Raw genomic sequence first — 17,593 nt, forward strand, 5'->3', positions numbered from 1 at the left:
AGGCCGACGCGATGACGTGAGGAACGGTCCGCCGCCCGTGCTCTGTCCACAGGCGGCGGACCGCCGTCGTGTCAGCCATTAGTGTGGGCCTCCGTCCGAGACGCTCCCACGCCCCCAGCGGGCGACCCCCGGCCGGAGGGCCCGTACCTCGATGTCCGCCACCACAGCCGCGTTTTCCCCCGATTCCGCCGCTTCCGCCGCCTTGGCGTCGGGCGGGCCGGAGTTCCCGCGCCACGTCGTCACCGCCGTGCTCGTCTCCCACGACGGCGCGCGCTGGCTGCCGGACGTCCTCGCCGGGCTGCTCGGCCAGGAACGCCCCGTACAGAACGTCATCGCCGCCGACACCGGCAGCGCCGACGACTCCGCACGGCTGGTCACTGAGGCCATCGGCGACGAGCGGGTGCTGCACCTCGCCCGCCGCACTGGATTCGGCGCGGCCGTGGAGGAAGCCGCCCGTACGGCCCCCGTCCTCGGCCCCGACGACCTGCCCTACCTGAAGCGGCCCAGCGGCTGGGACCCGGTCAGCCGGACCTGGCGCGACGACGCGTACGACCTGCCGGAGCTCCCGCACGGCGAGCCCGTCCAGTGGCTGTGGCTCCTCCACGACGACTCCGCCCCCGACTCCGACGCCCTCGCCGAGCTGCTGCGCGTGGCCGACGGCGACGAGCACGCCGCGATCGTCGGACCCAAGCTGCGCGGCTGGTACGACCGCAGGCAGCTGCTCGAAGTGGGCGTCTCCATCGCCAACAGCGGCCGTCGCTGGACCGGCCTCGACCGGCGCGAACAGGACCAGGGCCAGCACGACCAGGTCCGCTCCGTCCTGTCCGTCTCCAGCGCCGGCATGCTCATCCGCCGCGACGTCTTCGAGCGGCTCGGCGGCTTCGACCGGCGCCTGCCCCTGATGCGCGACGACGTCGACCTGTGCTGGCGCGCCCACGCCGCCGGCCACCGCGTCCTCGTCGCCCCCGACGCCGTCCTGCGCCACGCCGAGGCCTCCGCCCGCGAGCGCCGCACCGTCGACTGCGTCGGCCGCTCCGTCGCCAGCCCCCACCGCGTCGACAAGGCGGGCGCCGTCTACACCCTGCTCGCCAACGCGCGCGGCGCCGCCTTCCCGTACGTCCTGCTCCGGCTCGTCGTCGGCACCCTCCTCCGTACCCTCGCCTACATCCTCGGCAAGGCGCCCGGCCAGGCCGTCGACGAAGTGATGGGCCTGTTCGGCACGTTGCTGCGGCCCGAGCGGATCATCGCCGCCCGCCGCAGGAGGAAGAACAGAGCCGTCGAACCGGCCGAACTGCGGCCGCTGTTCCCGCCGCCCGGCGCGACCGTCCGCGCGACCGTCGAACAGGTCATGTCCAACTTCGGCGGCGCGGACGCCGATTCGGGCGGCTCCCGGCACGGCGTCGTCGAGTCCGGACCGGGCGGTGACGACGCCGACTACCTGGAGATCGAGCAGTTCGCCCGCCTGAAGAAGATCGCCCGCAAGCCCGGCCCGGTCCTCTTCGCACTCCTCCTGCTCGTCTCCGTCGTCGCCTGCCGCGGCCTGTTCGGCGGCGGCTCCCTGGCGGGCGGCGCCCTGCTGCCCGTCCCCGACGGAGTCGGGGAGCTGTGGAGCCGGTACGCCGACGCCTGGCACCCGCTCTCCACCGGCGGCACCCAGACCGCGCCCCCGTACCTGGCGGTGCTCGCCGCGCTCTCCGGGCTGTTCCTCGGCTCCACCGGCCTCGCGCTCACCGTGCTGCTCGTCTGCTCCGTGCCGCTGGCCGGCATCACCGCGTACTTCGCCTCCCGCTCGCTCGTCGAGTCCCGGCTGCTCCGCGCCTGGGGCGCCATCGCGTACGCCTTCCTGCCCGCCGCGACCGGCGCCCTGGCGACCGGACGCCTCGGCACCGCCGTCCTCGCCGTCGTGCTGCCGCTGCTCGCGCGCGCCGCCGTCGCCGCCCACGGGCTGCGCGGCGGCGGCCCCGGCGCACCGCGCGGCAGCTGGCGCGGGACCTGGGCGTACGCCCTCCTGCTCACCTTCACGATGGCCTTCACGCCCGTCGTGTGGCCGCTCGCCGTCGTCCTCGGACTCGTCGTGCTCGCCCTGCGACGCGACGACTTCTTCGCGTACGCCCTCCGCTTCCTGGCGGCCGTCGGCACCCCGCTGCTGGCGCTGGCCCCCTGGTCGCTGTCGCTGCTGACCGACCCGACCGCCCTCCTCCGGGAAGCCGGCATGGACGTCCGTACGGGGACGGCGACGGCGCTCGACCTGCTGGGCGCCAGCCCGGGCGGCCCGAAGACCGTCGGCGGACTCGTCCTGATCGGCCTGGTCCTGGCGGCGCTGGCGGCCCTGCTGCGCGCGGAGCGGCAGTTCGCCGTCCGTACGGCCTGGGTGGCGGCACTCGTCGGCCTGGTCACTGCCGTCCTGTCCAACGGCTCCGGCCCGACCGGCTCCGGCTGGGCCGGACCCGCGACCCTCGTGTACGGCGGCGCCCTGATCGCCGCCGGCATGCTCGGCGCCGAGGGCGGCCGCACGCGCGTCGCCGCGCAGAGCTTCGGCTGGCGCCAGCCCGTCGCCGTCCTGATCGCGCTCGCCGCCGCCGTCGGGCCCGTCCTCTCCGCGGCCGGCTGGATGCTCGGCGGCGCGGCCGGGCCCCTGGAACGGCGCGACCCGGTGCAGGTCCCGGCGTTCGTCGCCGAGGAATCCGACACGCGTGACCAGCCCCGCACGCTGATCCTCGGCTGTACGTCGCCGGGCGAGGTCTCGTACACCCTGGTCCGCGGCTCCGGCGGCCGCCTCGGCGACGCCGAGCTGACGGAGGCCGGCGGCGGCGACACCCGCCTCGACAAGGTCGTCGCGCACCTCGTGGCGGGCTCCGGCGCCGACCAGTCCGACCAGCTGAGCGGCTTCGCCATCCGGTACGTGCTCGTACGGGACGGGGCACCGCGCCAGATGAGCCGCGTCCTGGACGCCACGCCCGGCCTGAGCCGCCTCAGCCAGCTGGACGGCAGCGCCCTGTGGCGGGTCGACCGCCAGGTCGCGCGCGCCACCATCGTCCCGCCCGGCAAGGGCGAGCGGCTCCCGGTCGCCTCCGGGCCGGTCGAGGCGCACACCGAGATCCCGGCCGGCGGCTCCGGCCGCGTGCTGCGGATCGCCGACCGCGCGGACGACGGCTGGCAGGCCACCCTCGACGGCCAGGCCCTGAAGAAGACCACCGTCGACGGTTGGGCCCAGGGCTTCGAACTGCCCGCCGAGGGCGGCCGCCTCGACCTGACGTACGAGGCCCCGCTCACCCACCGGGCGTGGATCTGGGGCCAGTGCTCCCTCGCCGTCGTGCTCCTGATCCTGGCCCTGCCGGGGCGGCGCCGTGACGTCGACGACGACCTCCCCGAGGAGCCCGTCGCGATCCCGGCGCAGGACGTCACGGGCGACGGCCGCCGGGCGCGCCGCCTGCGGGCGGCGGCGGAAGCGGCGGAAGCGGAGGCGGCGGAGGCCGCGGCTCAGGAGCCGGAGCCCGTGCCCGCACCCGTACCGGACGCGGATACGAATCCGGTTCAGGCTCCGGCTCCGGATCCGTACCAGTACGCGCAGCCGGATCAGCAGTACGACCCGTACCAGCAGCAGCCGTACGACCCGTACCAGCAGCAGTACCCGCAGCAACAGCAGTACGGGCAGCAGCAGCCGTACGACCCGTACGGCCAGGGCACCTACGAGCAGGGCCCGTACCAGCAGAACCAGTACGGCGGTGCGTATGACCCGCCGTACGGCTACGCGTACGAGAACGAGCACCAGCACCAGCACCAGCACCAGCACGAGCAGCGTCCCGACGGGAGTGGCAACCAGTGAACCGGACGACCCTCTCCCTCTTCGCGGCCGTCACCGCCCTGGCCGCCGTCACCGGCTTCGCCGTGCTCACCGAGCCCGACGGGGGCGCAGCCCCCGCCGCGGTCGCGAAGGCCCCGACACGGCTGCCCGTGGAGCGCTCCACCCTGCTGTGCCCGGCCCCCAGCACCTCGGAGGTGGCGGAGACGGTGTACACGTCGTTCACGCCGGCGGGTTCCGCTTCGGGAGACGCGGCGGGCCGGGCGGAGCTGAAGCCGGCGACGGCGTCGGCGGCCGACGACACGACGGCGACACCGAAGAAGAAGGACGAGCAGGCCGCGGAGGGCGCGAAGGGCGCGAAGAAGCCGGCCGCCGCCGCCGACAAGCCCGTGGTCGCCCTCGCCCAGCCCGGCAAGCCGGTCTCCGCCGAGGAGAACGGCGGCGACGCCCCCGCCCTGGTCGGTACGGCCTCCGGCCGCCTCGCCCCCGGCTGGACCACCCAGCAGACCACCACGGTCCCGGCGGGCGGCGCGCGCGGCCTGCTCGGCGTCGGCTGCACGCCCCCGGACACCGACTTCTGGTTCCCCGGCGCCTCCACCGCCAAGGAGCGCCAGGACTACGTCCACCTGACCAACCCCGACGACACGGCGGTCGTCGCCGACATCGAGCTGTACGGCCCGAACGGCGCCCTGAAGTCCCAGCTCGCCGAGGGCATCCCGGTCCCGGCCCGGTCCAGCGTGCCCGTGCTGCTGTCCACCCTGACGACGGACCCGGCCGCCCCCGACGTCACCGTTCACGTCACCACCCGCAGCGGCCGGGTCGGCGCGGTGGTGCGCTCGGCCGACGAGACCGCCGGCAGCGACTGGCTGCCCGCCTCCACCGACCCGGCGGCCACGCTGGTGCTGCCGGGCATCCCGGCGGACGCCACGTCCGTACGGCTGGTGGCGTACGCGCCCGGCGAGGACGACGCCGACCTGAAGGTCCAGCTGGCGACGGGGACGGGCACGATCGTCCCGGCCGCCGCCCGCGAACTGCACGTCAAGTCGGGGATGACCGCCTCCGTCGACCTCAAGGACGTCACGCGCGGCGAGGCCGGCGCGCTGATCCTGTCGCCCGCTCAGAAGGGCCGGGCGACGCCTGTGGTCGCGGCGCTGCGCGTCGTACGCGGCAAGGGGGACAAGCAGGAGGTCGCGTTCATCCCGGCGACCGGCCCGGTCGGGCAGCGGGCGACCGTCGCCGACAACCGCGCCGAGGGCACCGCCCTCTCACTCACCGCGCCGACCGCGACGGCCCAGGTCAAGGTGGTGGCGTCGGCGGGCACCGAGGGCGGCACGCCGACGACCAAGACGTACACGGTCAAGGCCGGTACGACGCTCCCGGTCGAACCGCCGGTGCCGGCCGGTCTGAAGGGCTCGTACGCCCTGACGGTCGAGACGGTGTCGGGCGGCCCGGTCCACGCGGCGCGGATGCTCACGGTGCCGGACGACGGCGTTCCGATGTTCACCGTGCAGACGCTGGCGGACGACCGGGGCACGGTCGAGGTCCCGGCGGCCCGCCAGGACCTGTCGGTCCTGGAGGACTAGCGGCGGTCAGTCCTGCCCGTACCGGGGGTCGACCGACTCCGGGGCGAGCCCGAGCAGATCGGCCACCTGCTCGACCACGACCTCGTGGACGAGCAGGGCCCGCTCGTCGCGGCTCTTGGCGCGCAGTTCGACCGGCCGCCGGTAGACGACGATCCGGGCGGGCCGGTCGCGGCCGGCCGGAAGCGAGACCCCCAGCGGTACGGAGTCCTCCGGGGACTCCGGCACCTCCAGGACGTGGAAGTCGACCTCGGCCAGCTGGGGCCAGCGCCGCTCCAGCCGCTCGACGGAGTCCTGCACCAGATCCCGGAAGGTGTCCGCGCGCGTGGCGGAGAGCGGAACCTGGGGCGGGGCGACGGGCCCGCGCATGCCGCGGCCGTGTCGATCGCGGCGGCGGGGTGGTACGGAACTGTCCATCACTCACGCAGGGTAGCTCCCTCGTCGCCCCTGTCGCTTATTGAACATTCCGGCCAAGCTCGAGATCGATTCGGCGCGGCGGAACGGCCGCGATGACGGCCGGTATTGACCACATTCGTTCCGGCTCTCGTCGGCCGACCCGGCCGCGCGGATCCGGGCCGTTCCCCCTCCCGCGCAGGTCAGCGGAGCCGCCGCACAGGGCCCTGTGCCGGACGTCACACCGCGACACGGGCGAGTGACGTGGTGGAGAGTCGTCGCGGCCCGCTCAAGAGTGCGGTACCGTCCAACATCGTGAGCCCTGTACGTCGCTGTTCGCGCACCGCGTGCGGCCGCCCTGCCGTCGCGACACTGACGTACGTCTATGCCGATTCGACCGCGGTCCTCGGCCCGCTCGCCACCTACGCCGAGCCCCACTGCTACGACCTGTGCGCCGAGCACAGCGAGCGCCTGACCGCGCCGCGCGGCTGGGAGGTCGTCCGCCTCTCGGACGGCTCCACGCCCACCCGCCCCAGCGGTGACGACCTCGAAGCGCTCGCCAACGCCGTACGGGAAGCGGCCCGCCCCCACGAGCGGGAGCGCGCCGCCCAGGCCCAGGCCGGCGGCAAGCCGGGCGGCCGGGCGGGCGACCCGGTGGAGGTCGGCCGCCGAGGCCACCTCCGGGTACTGCGCTCCCCCGACTCGTAGGTAGGTTGTTCCTCCTCATCGAAGGCTTGCAGGAGGGTAGGGGCAGTGACTGCTGCTGATCTGTCACGGATCGTGAAGGCGTACGACGTCCGCGGGGTGGTGCCGGATCAGTGGGACGAGGAGCTGGCCGAGCTCTTCGGCGCGGCGTTCGTCCGGGTGACGGCCGCCGAGGCCATCGTCGTCGGACACGACATGCGCCCCTCCTCGCCGGGCCTGTCCGGCGCCTTCGCCCGGGGCGCGGCGGCCCAGGGAGCCGACGTCACCCTGATCGGCCTCTGCTCCACCGACCAGCTGTACTTCGCGTCGGGGCTGCTCGACCTGCCGGGCGCGATGTTCACGGCGTCGCACAACCCCGCCCAGTACAACGGCATCAAGCTGTGCCGCGCGGGCGCGGCGCCGGTCGGCCAGGACACGGGCCTCGCCGAGATCCGCGAGCTCGTCGAGTCCTGGCTGTCGGCGGGCGCCCCGGCCGCGGCCGCGACGTCCGGCACGCTCACCGAGCGCGACACGCTCACCGACTACGCCGCCCACCTCAAGTCCCTGGTGGACCTGACCTCCATCCGCCCCCTGAAGGTCGTGGTGGACGCGGGCAACGGCATGGGCGGCCACACGGTCCCCACGGTCTTCGAGGGCCTGCCCCTCACCCTCGTACCGATGTACTTCGAGCTGGACGGCACCTTCCCCAACCACGAGGCGAACCCGCTCGACCCGGCGAACCTCGTGGACCTCCAGGCCCGCGTCGTCGCGGAGGGCGCCGACCTGGGCCTCGCCTTCGACGGCGACGCCGACCGGTGCTTCGTGGTCGACGAGCGCGGCGAGCCGGTGTCGCCGTCGGCGATCACGGCCCTGGTGGCGGCGCGCGAGCTCGCCAAGCACCCGGGCGGCACGGTCATCCACAACCTGATCACGTCGTGGTCCGTCCCCGAGGTCGTCCGCGAGAACGGCGGCACGCCGGTACGCACGCGGGTGGGCCACTCCTTCATCAAGGCGGAGATGGCCCGCACCGGCGCGATCTTCGGCGGCGAGCACTCCGCCCACTACTACTTCCGCGACTTCTGGAACGCGGACACCGGCATGCTGGCCGCCCTCCACGTCCTGGCGGCCCTGGGCGGCCAGGACGGCACGCTGTCGGCGCTGGTCTCGTCGTACGACCGCTACGCCGGCTCCGGCGAGATCAACTCCACGGTCCCGGACCAGGCCGCCCGCACCGCCGCGGTCCGCGAGTCCTTCGCCGCCCGCCCGGACGTCACCCTCGACGACCTCGACGGCCTCACGGTGACCTCCTCGGACTGGTGGTTCAACCTCCGCCCCTCCAACACGGAGCCCCTGCTCCGCCTGAACGTGGAGGCGAGGGACGAGCCGACGATGACGAAGCTCCGCGACGAGGTCCTGGCCCTGATCCGCAGCGCCTGACCACTGCGGCGGGGCCGCCCGCGGAGCCGCGACTGCGCCGCGGGCTCGCCGCGCGGGGGTCTGACACTCCGGCTGCTGCCCCGCCGACCCGCTGCCCCGCCGACCCGCTGGCCCGCTGCCCGCTGCCCGCCGCCCCGCTGGCCCGCTGGCCCGCTGGCCCGCTGGCCCGCTGGCCGCGGGCCGCCGGGCCGGGGGTCAGGGCGCGGGCTGTCCCTCCTCGGGCGTTCCGCGTGGTGGCCGGTAGCGCCCCGCTGGCCCGCTGGCCGCGGGCCGGGGGCCAGGGCCTGGGCTGTGCCTCCTCGGGCGTTCCGCGTGGTGGCCGGTAGCGGCCCGGGGCGCGCCGGGGCGCGCTGGCCGTGGGCCGGGACTCCGGCTCGGGCCGTGCCTCCTCGGGCGTTCCGAGTGTGGCCGGTACCGGCCCAGGGTGCGCCTACCGCACCAGGACCGCGCGGGGACGCGGCGCCGCGTCGGCACGCGGGGCGGGGCCGGGCCCGGGCTTTCCCGCCGATCGGGCCTCGGCTCGACGCCGGAGCAAGGGCCGCTGAGCCTCGACGCCCGCAGGGCCGCCGGCCCGGAGGCCCGCAGGCCCGCCGGGCCGGGCCGGGTCCCGGCAGCTTGCGTGCCGCGGGGCGGCGCCCGCCGTGGTGCCGGTGCACGCGTCGGGGCCGGGGCCGGGCCGGAGCCGAAGCCCTGCTCCCCGCGCCCGCAGGGCCGCAGGCGGAGCGCCGCCGTCCGCGGCGGACCGGGGGCCGGGGGCTTGCCCCCGGTTTCGGGAAGGGGCGGGGTGGGGGAAGACCCCCGCCCCACCACACCGCCCCCGCCGCCCCGCCAACCCGCGCCCCCCGCTCCCCCGGCGGTAGGCTGACGTGGCGTTGCCGCACAGCCGCCGCACACCCCGCGGCCACCACCACGACCACCACGTTCGACACGCTCGAAGGGACCCACCCCATGCCGCTCGAAGCCGGCCTCCTCGAGATCCTCGCCTGCCCCGCCTGCCACGCCCCGCTCAGCGACCGCACGGCGGACGAGACCCCCGAGCTGATCTGCACCGGCGAGGACTGCGGCCTGGCGTACCCCGTACGGGACGGCATCCCGGTGCTGCTGGTCGACGAGGCCCGCCGCCCCGCCTGACGGCGTCGCCCCGGGCGTCGCCCCGCCTGACGGCGCCGCATCCCGCCCGGCACCCGCCCCACCCACCGCACGGCGATCGGAGGCCCCACCCCATGCTCGACGAGTCGCTGCTCGACGACCCGGACGCTCTGGCCCGCATCGACAGCCGCAGCTTCCTGCGCGGGGCCGCCGAAGCAGGCGCCCGGGTACGTACCGCCGCGCGCCACGCCGCCGAGGCAGGCGTCACCGAGCTGCAGCCCGAGGGCCGCCCGCGTGCCGTGCTCGTCGCGGGCCCCGGCACCGCCGCCACCGGCGTCGCGGACCTGGTCGCCGCCCTCGCCGGCGCCTCCGCGCCCGTCGCCCACCTGCGCTCCACCGGCGTGGCGCCCGCCGCCGGCGCCCTGCGTTGGGCGCTCCCGGGCTGGGCCGGCTCCGTCGACCTGCTCCTGATCGTCACCGCGGACGGCAGCGAGCCCGGCCTCGCGCTCCTCGCCGAGCAGGCGTACCGCCGCGGCGTCACCGTCGTGGCCGTCGCCCCGCGAAGCTCTCCGCTGTCCGAGGCCGTGGACGGCCGGCACGGCCTCGTCGTCCCGATGGCGACCGCGCCCCACGAGCTGTCCGAGGAGACGCACGCGGCGAGCCCGAGTGCGCTGTGGGCCTTGTTCACACCGCTCCTCGCGCTCCTCGACCGCGTCGGCCTGATCACCGCCCCCGCGGACGCCGTCCAGAAGGTCGCCGACCGCCTCGACACCATCGCCGAACGCTGCGGCCCGGCCGTCGCCACGTACAGCAACCCCGCCAAGACGCTCGCCACCGAGCTCGTCGACACGCTGCCCCTCATCTGGACCGAGGGGCCGGCCGCCGCCCCGGTCGGCCGCCGCTTCGCCTCCGTACTGTCCGAGCTCGCCGGTCGCCCCGCCATCGCCGCCGAGCTCCCCGAGGCGCTCCCGGCCCACGGCGTCCTCCTGGAGGGCGACTACGCCGCCGGTGCCGACCTCGACGACTTCTTCCGCGACCGCGTGGAGGAGGCACAGGCCCTGCGCGCGCGGGTCGTGCTGCTGCGCGACCACTCCGTGGGCGGCCTCAGCGCCGCCCCGGCCGCCCGCGAACTCGCCCTCAGCCACGACACGGCCGTCAGCGAACTGGAACCGGAAGAGGGCACCGAGCTCGAAGCCCTGGCCGAGCTGCTCGCCGTGACGGACTTCGCGGCCGTCTACATGGCGCTGGCGTCGGGCCCTCCCACCCCCTAGACCGCAACCCACGCGACGGACGAGAAAAGCGAAGAACATGGACCGCCTCTCCAACACCGTCCGCCCCTACGCCTGGGGCTCCACGACGGCCATCCCGGAACTGCTCGGCACCGCCCCCACGGGCGAGCCCCAGGCCGAGGTGTGGATGGGCGCCCACCCCGGCGCCCCCTCCCGCGTCACCCGCAGCACGGGCACCACCACGGGCACGAGCACCGGTACCACCGCCGGCACCAGCACCGGCGAACAGACGCTCTCCGCCCTCATCGACGCCGACCCGGAGCGGGAGCTCGGCCAGGCCACCGTCGCCAAGTTCGGCCCCCGCCTCCCCTTCCTCCTCAAGCTCCTCGCGGCCGCCGCCCCCCTCTCCCTCCAGGTCCACCCCGACCTCCCCCAGGCCCAGGAGGGGTACGCCGCCGAAGAGCGCGCCGGAATCCCCCTCGACGCGCCGCACCGCAACTACAAGGACGCCAACCACAAGCCCGAGCTGCTCTGCGCCCTCACCTCCTTCGAGGGGCTGTGCGGCTTCCGCGACCCGGACCACACCGCCGAGCTCCTCGGCGCCCTCGGCGTCGACTCCCTCAAGCCGTACGTCGACCTCCTCCACGCCCACCCCGCGGACGCCGCCCTGCGCGAGGTCCTCACGGCGGTGCTGTCGGCCGACCGCACCGAGATGGCGGCCACCGTCGCCGAAGCCGCCGCCGCCTGCGAACGCCTCGGCGGCCCCCACGCCCCGTACGCCACCCTCGCCCACCACTTCCCCGGCGACCCCGGCGTCATCGCGGCCATGCTGCTCAACCACGTACGGCTCCAGCCCGGCGAGGGCCTCTACCTCGGCGCCGGCGTCCCGCACGCGTACCTCAGCGGCCTCGGCGTCGAGATCATGGCCAACTCCGACAACGTTTTGCGCTGCGGCCTCACCCCCAAGCACGTCGACGTCCCGGAGCTCCTCCGCGTCGTCCGCTTCGAGGCCGGCGACCCCCTGATCCTGCGCCCGGAGGCGTCGCCCGTGTCGGGCGAGGAGGTCTACGAAACGCCGTTCGACGACTTCCGCCTCTCCCGTTACGTACGGGCCGAAGGCGCCGCCCCCGTCGACCTCACCACCCCCGCCCCGCAGATCCTGCTCGCCACCGCGGGCGCCCCCCGGGCGAACGACCTCACCCTCGCCCCAGGCCAGTCCGTCTTCGTACCGGCGGGTGAAAAGACCCGACTGTCCGGTAGGGGCACCGTCTTCCGGGCCACCGTAGTGGCCTGACGCACCCTCCGCCCCGCCTGCTGCAACAATGTGCGGCCGTACGAACCACCACCCCCCTCAAGGAACAACGAAGGGACACCCGCACGCATGAGCGCGTCAGGCGGAACCAAGGCGATTGTGGCGGCGCTCGCCGCGAACCTCGCGATCGCCGCGGCCAAGTTCGTGGCATTCGTCTTCAGTGGTTCGTCGTCGATGCTGGCGGAGAGCGTCCACTCCCTCGCCGACTCCGGCAACCAGGGCCTGCTGCTCCTCGGCGGCAAGAAGGCGCAGCGCGAGGCCACCCCGCAGCACCCCTTCGGCTACGGCCGCGAACGCTACATCTACGCCTTCCTCGTCTCGATCGTCCTCTTCTCGGTCGGCGGCATGTTCGCCATCTACGAGGGCTACGAGAAGATCAAGGACCCGCACGAGATCGAGTCCTGGTACTGGCCGGTCGGCGTCCTCGTCTTCGCGATCATCGCCGAGACGTTCTCCTTCCGCACGGCCATCAAGGAGTCGAACCAGCTCCGCGGCAACCTCTCCTGGAAGCAGTTCGTCCGCCGCGCCAAGGCCCCCGAGCTGCCGGTCGTCCTCCTGGAGGACCTCGGCGCGCTGGTCGGTCTGATCCTGGCCCTGGTGGGCGTGAGCCTCGCGCTGGTGACCGGCGACGGCGTCTGGGACGGCATCGGCACGCTCTGCATCGGCATCCTGCTGATCCTGATCGCGATCATCCTGGCCGCCGAGACGAAGTCGCTGCTCCTCGGTGAGGCGGCCGGCGTCGACGAGGTGAAGAAGATCGAGGAGTCGCTGGTCGACGGCACCACCGTCACGGGCATCATCCACATGCGTACGCTCCACCTCGGCCCCGAGGAGCTGCTCGTCGCGGCGAAGATCGCCGTCCGGCACGACGACACCGCCGCCCAGGTCGCGGCGGCCATCGACGCCGCCGAGGAGCGGATCCGCGCCGCCGTCCCGATCGCGCGCGTGATCTACCTGGAGCCGGACATCTACAACAAGGACGCCGCGGCGGCGGGCACCGACCCCGTCAAGCCCTCGGGCGGCCCGGCCGACGCCCACTGACCCCCGCCCCGGGAAACCCCCGGGTGCCCCCGGCAAGGCCCGCGAGGCCCCCGCACGCAGCCGCGCGCGGGGGCCTTCGCGCGTCGGCCACGACGGGAAGTGGGCTGAATCCCACACCCCTCCGGACTGTGGGACGCCGGAGCGATCGGTGTAGATTCGTGACACAGCCAGACGTCGCTGCTGATGGCGGTCGGGCGGTCCCCGACGGACCGTCCGAGGGAGAGAGGGCCTCCGACGACTGCACTGCGCGTGCCCGGGCATCCTTGTGCCCGTCACACGCAGAGCAAGCCGTACCCACCCTCGACCCAACACGAGGAGCAGCTCAACAATGACGACTGTCGCCAACCGACAGGACTTCAAGGTCGCCGACCTCTCCCTGGCCGAGTTCGGCCGCAAGGAGATCACGCTCGCCGAGCACGAGATGCCCGGCCTGATGGCGATCCGCGAGGAGTACGCCGAGGCCCAGCCGCTCGCCGGCGCGCGCATCACCGGCTCGCTGCACATGACCGTGCAGACCGCCGTGCTCATCGAGACCCTGGTCGCCCTCGGCGCGCAGGTCCGCTGGGCGTCCTGCAACATCTTCTCCACCCAGGACCACGCCGCCGCCGCCATCGCGGTCGGCCCGAACGGCACCCCGGACAACCCCCAGGGCATCCCGGTCTTCGCCTGGAAGGGCGAGACCCTCGAGGAGTACTGGTGGTGCACGGAGCAGGCGCTGACCTGGCCGGACGCCCCGACCGGCGGCCCGAACATGATCCTGGACGACGGCGGTGACGCCACCCTCCTCGTCCACAAGGGCGTCGAGTTCGAGAAGGCCGGCGAGGCCCCGGACCCGTCCACCGCGGACAGCGAGGAGTACGCCTGCATCCTGCGTCTCCTGAACCGCACCCTGGCGGAGAGCCCCCAGAAGTGGACCCGCCTCGCCTCGGAGATCCGCGGCGTGACGGAGGAGACCACCACCGGTGTCCACCGTCTGTACGAGATGCACCGCGACGGCACCCTCCTGTTCCCGGCGATCAACGTCAATGACGCGGTCACCAAGTCGAAGTTCGACAACAAGTACGGCTGCCGCCACTCGCTCGTCGACGGCATCAACCGCGCCACCGACGTCCTGATCGGCGGCAAGGTCGCGGTCGTCTGCGGCTACGGCGACGTCGGCAAGGGCTGCGCGGAGTCCCTGCGCGGCCAGGGCGCCCGCGTGATCGTCACCGAGATCGACCCGATCTGCGCGCTCCAGGCGGCGATGGACGGCTACCAGGTCACGACCCTCGACGAGGTCGTCGACAAGGCGGACATCTTCATCACCACGACCGGCAACCGCGACATCATCATGGCCGCGGACATGGCCAAGATGAAGCACCAGGCGATCGTCGGCAACATCGGCCACTTCGACAACGAGATCGACATGGCCGGCCTGGCCAAGATCCCGGGCATCGTCAAGGACGAGGTCAAGCCGCAGGTCCACACCTGGACCTTCCCGGACGGCAAGAAGATCATCGTGCTGTCCGAGGGCCGCCTGCTGAACCTGGGCAACGCCACCGGTCACCCGTCCTTCGTGATGTCCAACAGCTTCGCGGACCAGACCCTGGCCCAGATCGAGCTGTTCACGAAGCCCGAGGAGTACCCGACCGACGTCTACGTGCTGCCCAAGCACCTCGACGAGAAGGTCGCCCGTCTCCACCTCGACGCGCTCGGCGTGAAGCTCACCAAGCTCCGCCCCGAGCAGGCCGCCTACATCGGCGTCGAGGTCGACGGTCCCTTCAAGCCGGACCACTACCGCTACTGATCCCTGCTTCCCGGCCCACCGGCCACCGCCGACGACACCCGTGCACTGGTGCACATCGGCAGCGGCCGGGGGCAAGGAGCGGGGAGCAGGCAGCAGGGAGCAGCAGGCTCAGCCGGTAACAGCAGCAGCACGCACCAAGGCAGGCCCCCGCACCCCCGTGTCGGGGGCTTGCCTCGTACGCGGGCTCCTTAACGCCGACCCCAAGGACCCGAGGACCCATGCCCCGCGGCCGTTATTCGCTCCATGATCCGCACGATCACACCCCCCTCGGCGACGAGCACTTCCACTGCGCCCCCGGCCCTTCCGGCTGGCGCTACGTATCCCAGATCACCACCCCCTCCGGCGCTCACGCCGGCTCGGTCGACCTCGCCATCGACGACCTCGGCCGCCCCATCCGCCTCGAGCTGCACGCCGCGAGCTGGCAGGTCCGCGGCGCCGCCCTCGACGGCGTCACCTGGGTCCGTACCGACCCCACCGGTACGCATGCCACCGAAGGCAATGTGCGCGCCCATGCCTTCACCGGCACCTCACCGGCGTTCCTCATCGCGATCTCGCGTCTTCTGCGCCTCACCCCCTCTTCCCCCGCGACCCGCGTCCGCCTCGTGGCGTTCACGGACCCGGTGCTCGCACCCCTCACCGTCGACCAGTCCTGGGCCCTGGTGAACAGTGAAGCGCACACCACTGACAACGGCCCCCTGACCGTGGACGCGTACCAGGTCAGCGCCCTCGACACGGGGGAGCAGCACATGATCCACATCGTCGGCGACGTGGTGCTCGCAGCCCCCGGCATCGAGCTGGAAGACCTCGACACCCCACCCTCGGTCTTCCCCTGACACCCGTCTACGCAGGCGGCGCGAACCCCGTCGCCCGTGTGACCCGCTCGCCGCCGTCTGCCGCGCCGTCTTCCGCGCCGCCTACGGCGCCCCGCACCTCGCGCCCGGCCCACGAGCCCGTACCGGCGGCGCCCGCACGCGGATGCACCGCCACCCCCTCACCACCACCAGTCCCAGCACCAACAGCAGGAGGCGTGAACGCCCGCCGCGCTTCCCGCGCCTGCCGCTCGTTCAGCACACCGGCGAGATAGTCCGCCGCCGGCACTCCCGGCGGCGGAGGCGTCCCCGTCCGCGCCACCAGGTCGTCGGCGAGCCGCTCCGCCAGCTCGCGTCCCACCTGCGGGTCGAGCTGCCGCATCCGCGTCAGGTACTGCCGGATCGCCAGCCACAGATCGTCGGGCACCGCGGACAGATCCAGCTGCGCGAACCGCCCCACCAGCCACGGCGGCGGCGGAGGCACGGCCGTCGCCCGCGCCGCCGGAACCCGTTCCCGTACGACCAGCGTCCCCGCGAAGACATCGCCGATCCGCCGCCCCCGCGCCGACACCAGCGAGGCGATACACGCGATGACCCCGAAGGTCATCAGGATCTCCACCACCGCCATCGCCCCGCGCACCAGCGCGTGCCGGAACCGGATCGGCCCCCCGTCATCCCGCACCACCCGCAGCCCGCACGCCATCTTCCCCAGCGAGCGCCCATGCGTCAGCGTCTCCACCGCGATCGGCGCACCCACCAGCACCAGCAGGAACGTCGCTATCGACACGGCCGTGAAAGCCGCCTCGTCCAGTGACGCCGTCGCGAACGCCAGTCCCACGGATATGAGCAGATACGCCGCCCACACCACCACCAGATCGATGAGCAGGGCGAGCGCCCGGCTCGGCAGCCTGGCGGGCTGCAGTCCGAGTACGACGGCATCCCCCGTCACAACCCCGCTCATGGCGCCCACCCTTCTTCACCCTTCCCCGACCCCTTCGAACCCCAGTCTGCCAAGCTGACCATCAGCGCGCCGCCGCAGTAGAACCGCACGCACGCCCGTACGTACCGAGTGCCTGGAGCAGCAGCCGATCATGGACCTCGACGTCTACGTCACCGCCCACCGAGCCGAGTGGGACCGCCTGGACCAGCTCCTGCGCCGCGGCAAGCACCTCACCGGCGCCGAGGCCGACGAACTCGTCGCCCTCTACCAGCGCACGGCGACCCATCTCTCCCTGATCCAGTCCAGTGCGCCCGACCCCATGCTCACGGCCCGGCTCACCCAGCTCGTGGCCCGCGCCCGCGCCACCGTCACCGGGACCCGCCGCGCCTCGTGGCGCGATGCCGTCCGCTTCCTCACGGCCGGGTTTCCGGCCGCGGTCTACCGATCCCGCCACTGGTGGATCCCTACGGCCGTCCTCTCCACCCTCCTCGCGGCGGTCATCGGCTGGTGGATCGGCACCCACCCCGAGGTCCAGTCCGCCATCGCCGCCCCCGCCGAGCTGCGCGAGATGACCCGCCCTGGCGGCCAGTACGAGACGTACTACTCCAGCCACCCGGCTGCCTCCTTCGCCGCCCAGGTGTGGACGAACAACGCCCAGGCCGCCGCCATGTGCCTGGTTCTCGGCGCCTTCCTCTGTGTGCCGGTGCTCTGGATCCTGTTCCTGAACATGCTGAACCTCGGCGTCGGCATCGGCCTGATGTCCTCCGCCGGCCGCCTCGACACCTTCCTGGGCCTGGTCCTCCCGCACGGCCTGCTCGAACTCACCGCCGTCTTCGTCGCCGCCGGCACGGGCCTCCGCCTCGGCTGGACCCTCATCGATCCCGGCCCCCAGTCCCGCCGCACGGCCCTCGCCCAGCAAGGACGCGCCGCCGTCGGCATGGCCATCGGCCTGGCGCTGGTCCTCTTCGTATCCGGCGTCATCGAGGGCTTCGTGACCCCTTCCGGTCTCCCGACGTGGGCCCGCATCACCATCGGCATCGCCGCTGAGCTGGCCTTCCTCGTGTACGTGTACGTCCTCGGCGGCCGCGCTGCCCGCGCCGGCGACACGGGCGACGTGGACACCGCCGAACGCAGCGCCGAGCTCCCCACCGCCGCCTGATGTGCGTAGGGCCTGCCTGACCTGCTAGTCTCCTCTTCGCCCGCCAAACCCGTTGACACGGGAGCGGTGGGGAGGTAGATTCAAACGGTTGCGTGGAGCTGGACAAGCTCGGACGTAGCGGCTAGTCTCGATCTCGCTCCACTCGGGAATGCGATTCCTGCGGAGCCATTCCGATTCCCTTTCGAATCACCAAGCCGATTAGGTCGGCCGAAATGATTCTGATAAAGTCGGAACAGTCGAAAGGCAAAGGCCCTCCAACGGCCACTGGAAACGGAATCCGAACCGGAAACGGAACGGAAAAAGAATCTGGTAAGGTTGGAAACACCGAAGGG

Annotated in this window: 13 protein-coding genes; 11 read left to right on the top strand and 2 right to left on the bottom strand. The window is 73.5% G+C overall.

Features of this window, described 5'->3' with window-relative positions:
• Positions 1-151 precede the first annotated feature (151 nt).
• Together AC07FJ_RS18650 and AC07FJ_RS18655 are read left to right on the top strand one after the other, a co-directional pair.
• Positions 152-3,826 (top strand): glycosyltransferase family 2 protein, encoded by a 3,675-nt coding sequence (locus AC07FJ_RS18650; protein WP_479050163.1) that lies wholly within the window; start codon positions 152-154, stop codon positions 3,824-3,826.
• On the top strand, positions 3,823-5,385 hold the full coding sequence (locus AC07FJ_RS18655) for a DUF5719 family protein (protein ID WP_479050165.1): 1,563 nt from the start codon (positions 3,823-3,825) through the stop codon (positions 5,383-5,385). The genes AC07FJ_RS18650 and AC07FJ_RS18655 overlap by 4 nt, the downstream gene beginning before the upstream one ends.
• A 6-nt stretch (positions 5,386-5,391) precedes the next feature.
• Here AC07FJ_RS18655 and AC07FJ_RS18660 read toward each other — a convergent pair whose 3' ends face one another.
• Positions 5,392-5,799: a metallopeptidase family protein gene (locus tag AC07FJ_RS18660; protein WP_361428781.1), complete on the bottom strand. Its 408-nt coding sequence runs from the start codon at positions 5,797-5,799 to the stop codon at positions 5,392-5,394.
• A gap of 243 nt (positions 5,800-6,042) precedes the next feature.
• On the opposite strand from AC07FJ_RS18660, the gene AC07FJ_RS18665 reads away from it, so the two are divergent.
• From AC07FJ_RS18665 to AC07FJ_RS18700, 8 genes are all read left to right on the top strand, one after another.
• Positions 6,043-6,483 (top strand): DUF3499 domain-containing protein, encoded by a 441-nt coding sequence (locus AC07FJ_RS18665; protein ID WP_361428779.1) that lies wholly within the window; start codon positions 6,043-6,045, stop codon positions 6,481-6,483.
• A gap of 45 nt (positions 6,484-6,528) precedes the next feature.
• Positions 6,529-7,896, top strand: a complete 1,368-nt coding sequence (locus AC07FJ_RS18670; protein WP_479050167.1) for a phosphomannomutase/phosphoglucomutase — start codon at positions 6,529-6,531, stop codon at positions 7,894-7,896.
• Between the two features lie 948 nt (positions 7,897-8,844).
• Complete coding sequence (locus AC07FJ_RS18675) at positions 8,845-9,027, top strand: Trm112 family protein (RefSeq protein WP_361428662.1); 183 nt, start codon at positions 8,845-8,847, stop codon at positions 9,025-9,027.
• Between the two features lie 92 nt (positions 9,028-9,119).
• The gene (locus AC07FJ_RS18680) at positions 9,120-10,256 is read left to right on the top strand and encodes an SIS domain-containing protein (RefSeq protein WP_479050169.1); all 1,137 of its coding nucleotides are present in this window, start codon (positions 9,120-9,122) and stop codon (positions 10,254-10,256) included.
• A gap of 37 nt (positions 10,257-10,293) precedes the next feature.
• On the top strand, positions 10,294-11,508 hold the full coding sequence (manA, locus tag AC07FJ_RS18685; RefSeq protein WP_479050170.1) for a mannose-6-phosphate isomerase, class I: 1,215 nt from the start codon (positions 10,294-10,296) through the stop codon (positions 11,506-11,508).
• Positions 11,509-11,595: 87 nt separating this feature from the next.
• On the top strand, positions 11,596-12,567 hold the full coding sequence (locus AC07FJ_RS18690) for a cation diffusion facilitator family transporter (RefSeq protein WP_479050171.1): 972 nt from the start codon (positions 11,596-11,598) through the stop codon (positions 12,565-12,567).
• Positions 12,568-12,895: 328 nt separating this feature from the next.
• On the top strand, positions 12,896-14,353 hold the full coding sequence (ahcY, locus tag AC07FJ_RS18695) for an adenosylhomocysteinase (protein ID WP_479050173.1): 1,458 nt from the start codon (positions 12,896-12,898) through the stop codon (positions 14,351-14,353).
• A 218-nt stretch (positions 14,354-14,571) separates the two neighbouring features.
• On the top strand, positions 14,572-15,186 hold the full coding sequence (locus AC07FJ_RS18700; RefSeq protein ID WP_479050175.1) for a hypothetical protein: 615 nt from the start codon (positions 14,572-14,574) through the stop codon (positions 15,184-15,186).
• A 7-nt stretch (positions 15,187-15,193) separates the two neighbouring features.
• Here AC07FJ_RS18700 and AC07FJ_RS18705 read toward each other — a convergent pair whose 3' ends face one another.
• Positions 15,194-16,123, bottom strand: a complete 930-nt coding sequence (locus AC07FJ_RS18705; protein WP_479050177.1) for an RDD family protein — start codon at positions 16,121-16,123, stop codon at positions 15,194-15,196.
• A 130-nt stretch (positions 16,124-16,253) separates the two neighbouring features.
• Between AC07FJ_RS18705 and AC07FJ_RS18710 the strand changes: the two genes are divergently transcribed.
• The gene (locus AC07FJ_RS18710) at positions 16,254-17,261 is read left to right on the top strand and encodes a stage II sporulation protein M (RefSeq protein ID WP_479050179.1); all 1,008 of its coding nucleotides are present in this window, start codon (positions 16,254-16,256) and stop codon (positions 17,259-17,261) included.
• Positions 17,262-17,593: the final 332 nt, after the last annotated feature.

Source organism: Streptomyces sp. NPDC045998, assembly GCF_056430285.1.

Coding starts and splice junctions, on each gene's coding strand:
- AC07FJ_RS18700 (WP_479050175.1), top strand. CDS start 14,572: ATGCCCCGCGGCCGTTATTCGCTCCATGATCCGCACGATCACACCCCC.
- AC07FJ_RS18705 (WP_479050177.1), bottom strand. CDS start 16,123: ATGAGCGGGGTTGTGACGGGGGATGCCGTCGTACTCGGACTGCAGCCC.
- AC07FJ_RS18710 (WP_479050179.1), top strand. CDS start 16,254: ATGGACCTCGACGTCTACGTCACCGCCCACCGAGCCGAGTGGGACCGC.
- AC07FJ_RS18650 (WP_479050163.1), top strand. CDS start 152: ATGTCCGCCACCACAGCCGCGTTTTCCCCCGATTCCGCCGCTTCCGCC.
- ahcY (WP_479050173.1), top strand. CDS start 12,896: ATGACGACTGTCGCCAACCGACAGGACTTCAAGGTCGCCGACCTCTCC.
- AC07FJ_RS18690 (WP_479050171.1), top strand. CDS start 11,596: ATGAGCGCGTCAGGCGGAACCAAGGCGATTGTGGCGGCGCTCGCCGCG.
- AC07FJ_RS18680 (WP_479050169.1), top strand. CDS start 9,120: ATGCTCGACGAGTCGCTGCTCGACGACCCGGACGCTCTGGCCCGCATC.
- manA (WP_479050170.1), top strand. CDS start 10,294: ATGGACCGCCTCTCCAACACCGTCCGCCCCTACGCCTGGGGCTCCACG.
- AC07FJ_RS18660 (WP_361428781.1), bottom strand. CDS start 5,799: ATGGACAGTTCCGTACCACCCCGCCGCCGCGATCGACACGGCCGCGGC.
- AC07FJ_RS18675 (WP_361428662.1), top strand. CDS start 8,845: ATGCCGCTCGAAGCCGGCCTCCTCGAGATCCTCGCCTGCCCCGCCTGC.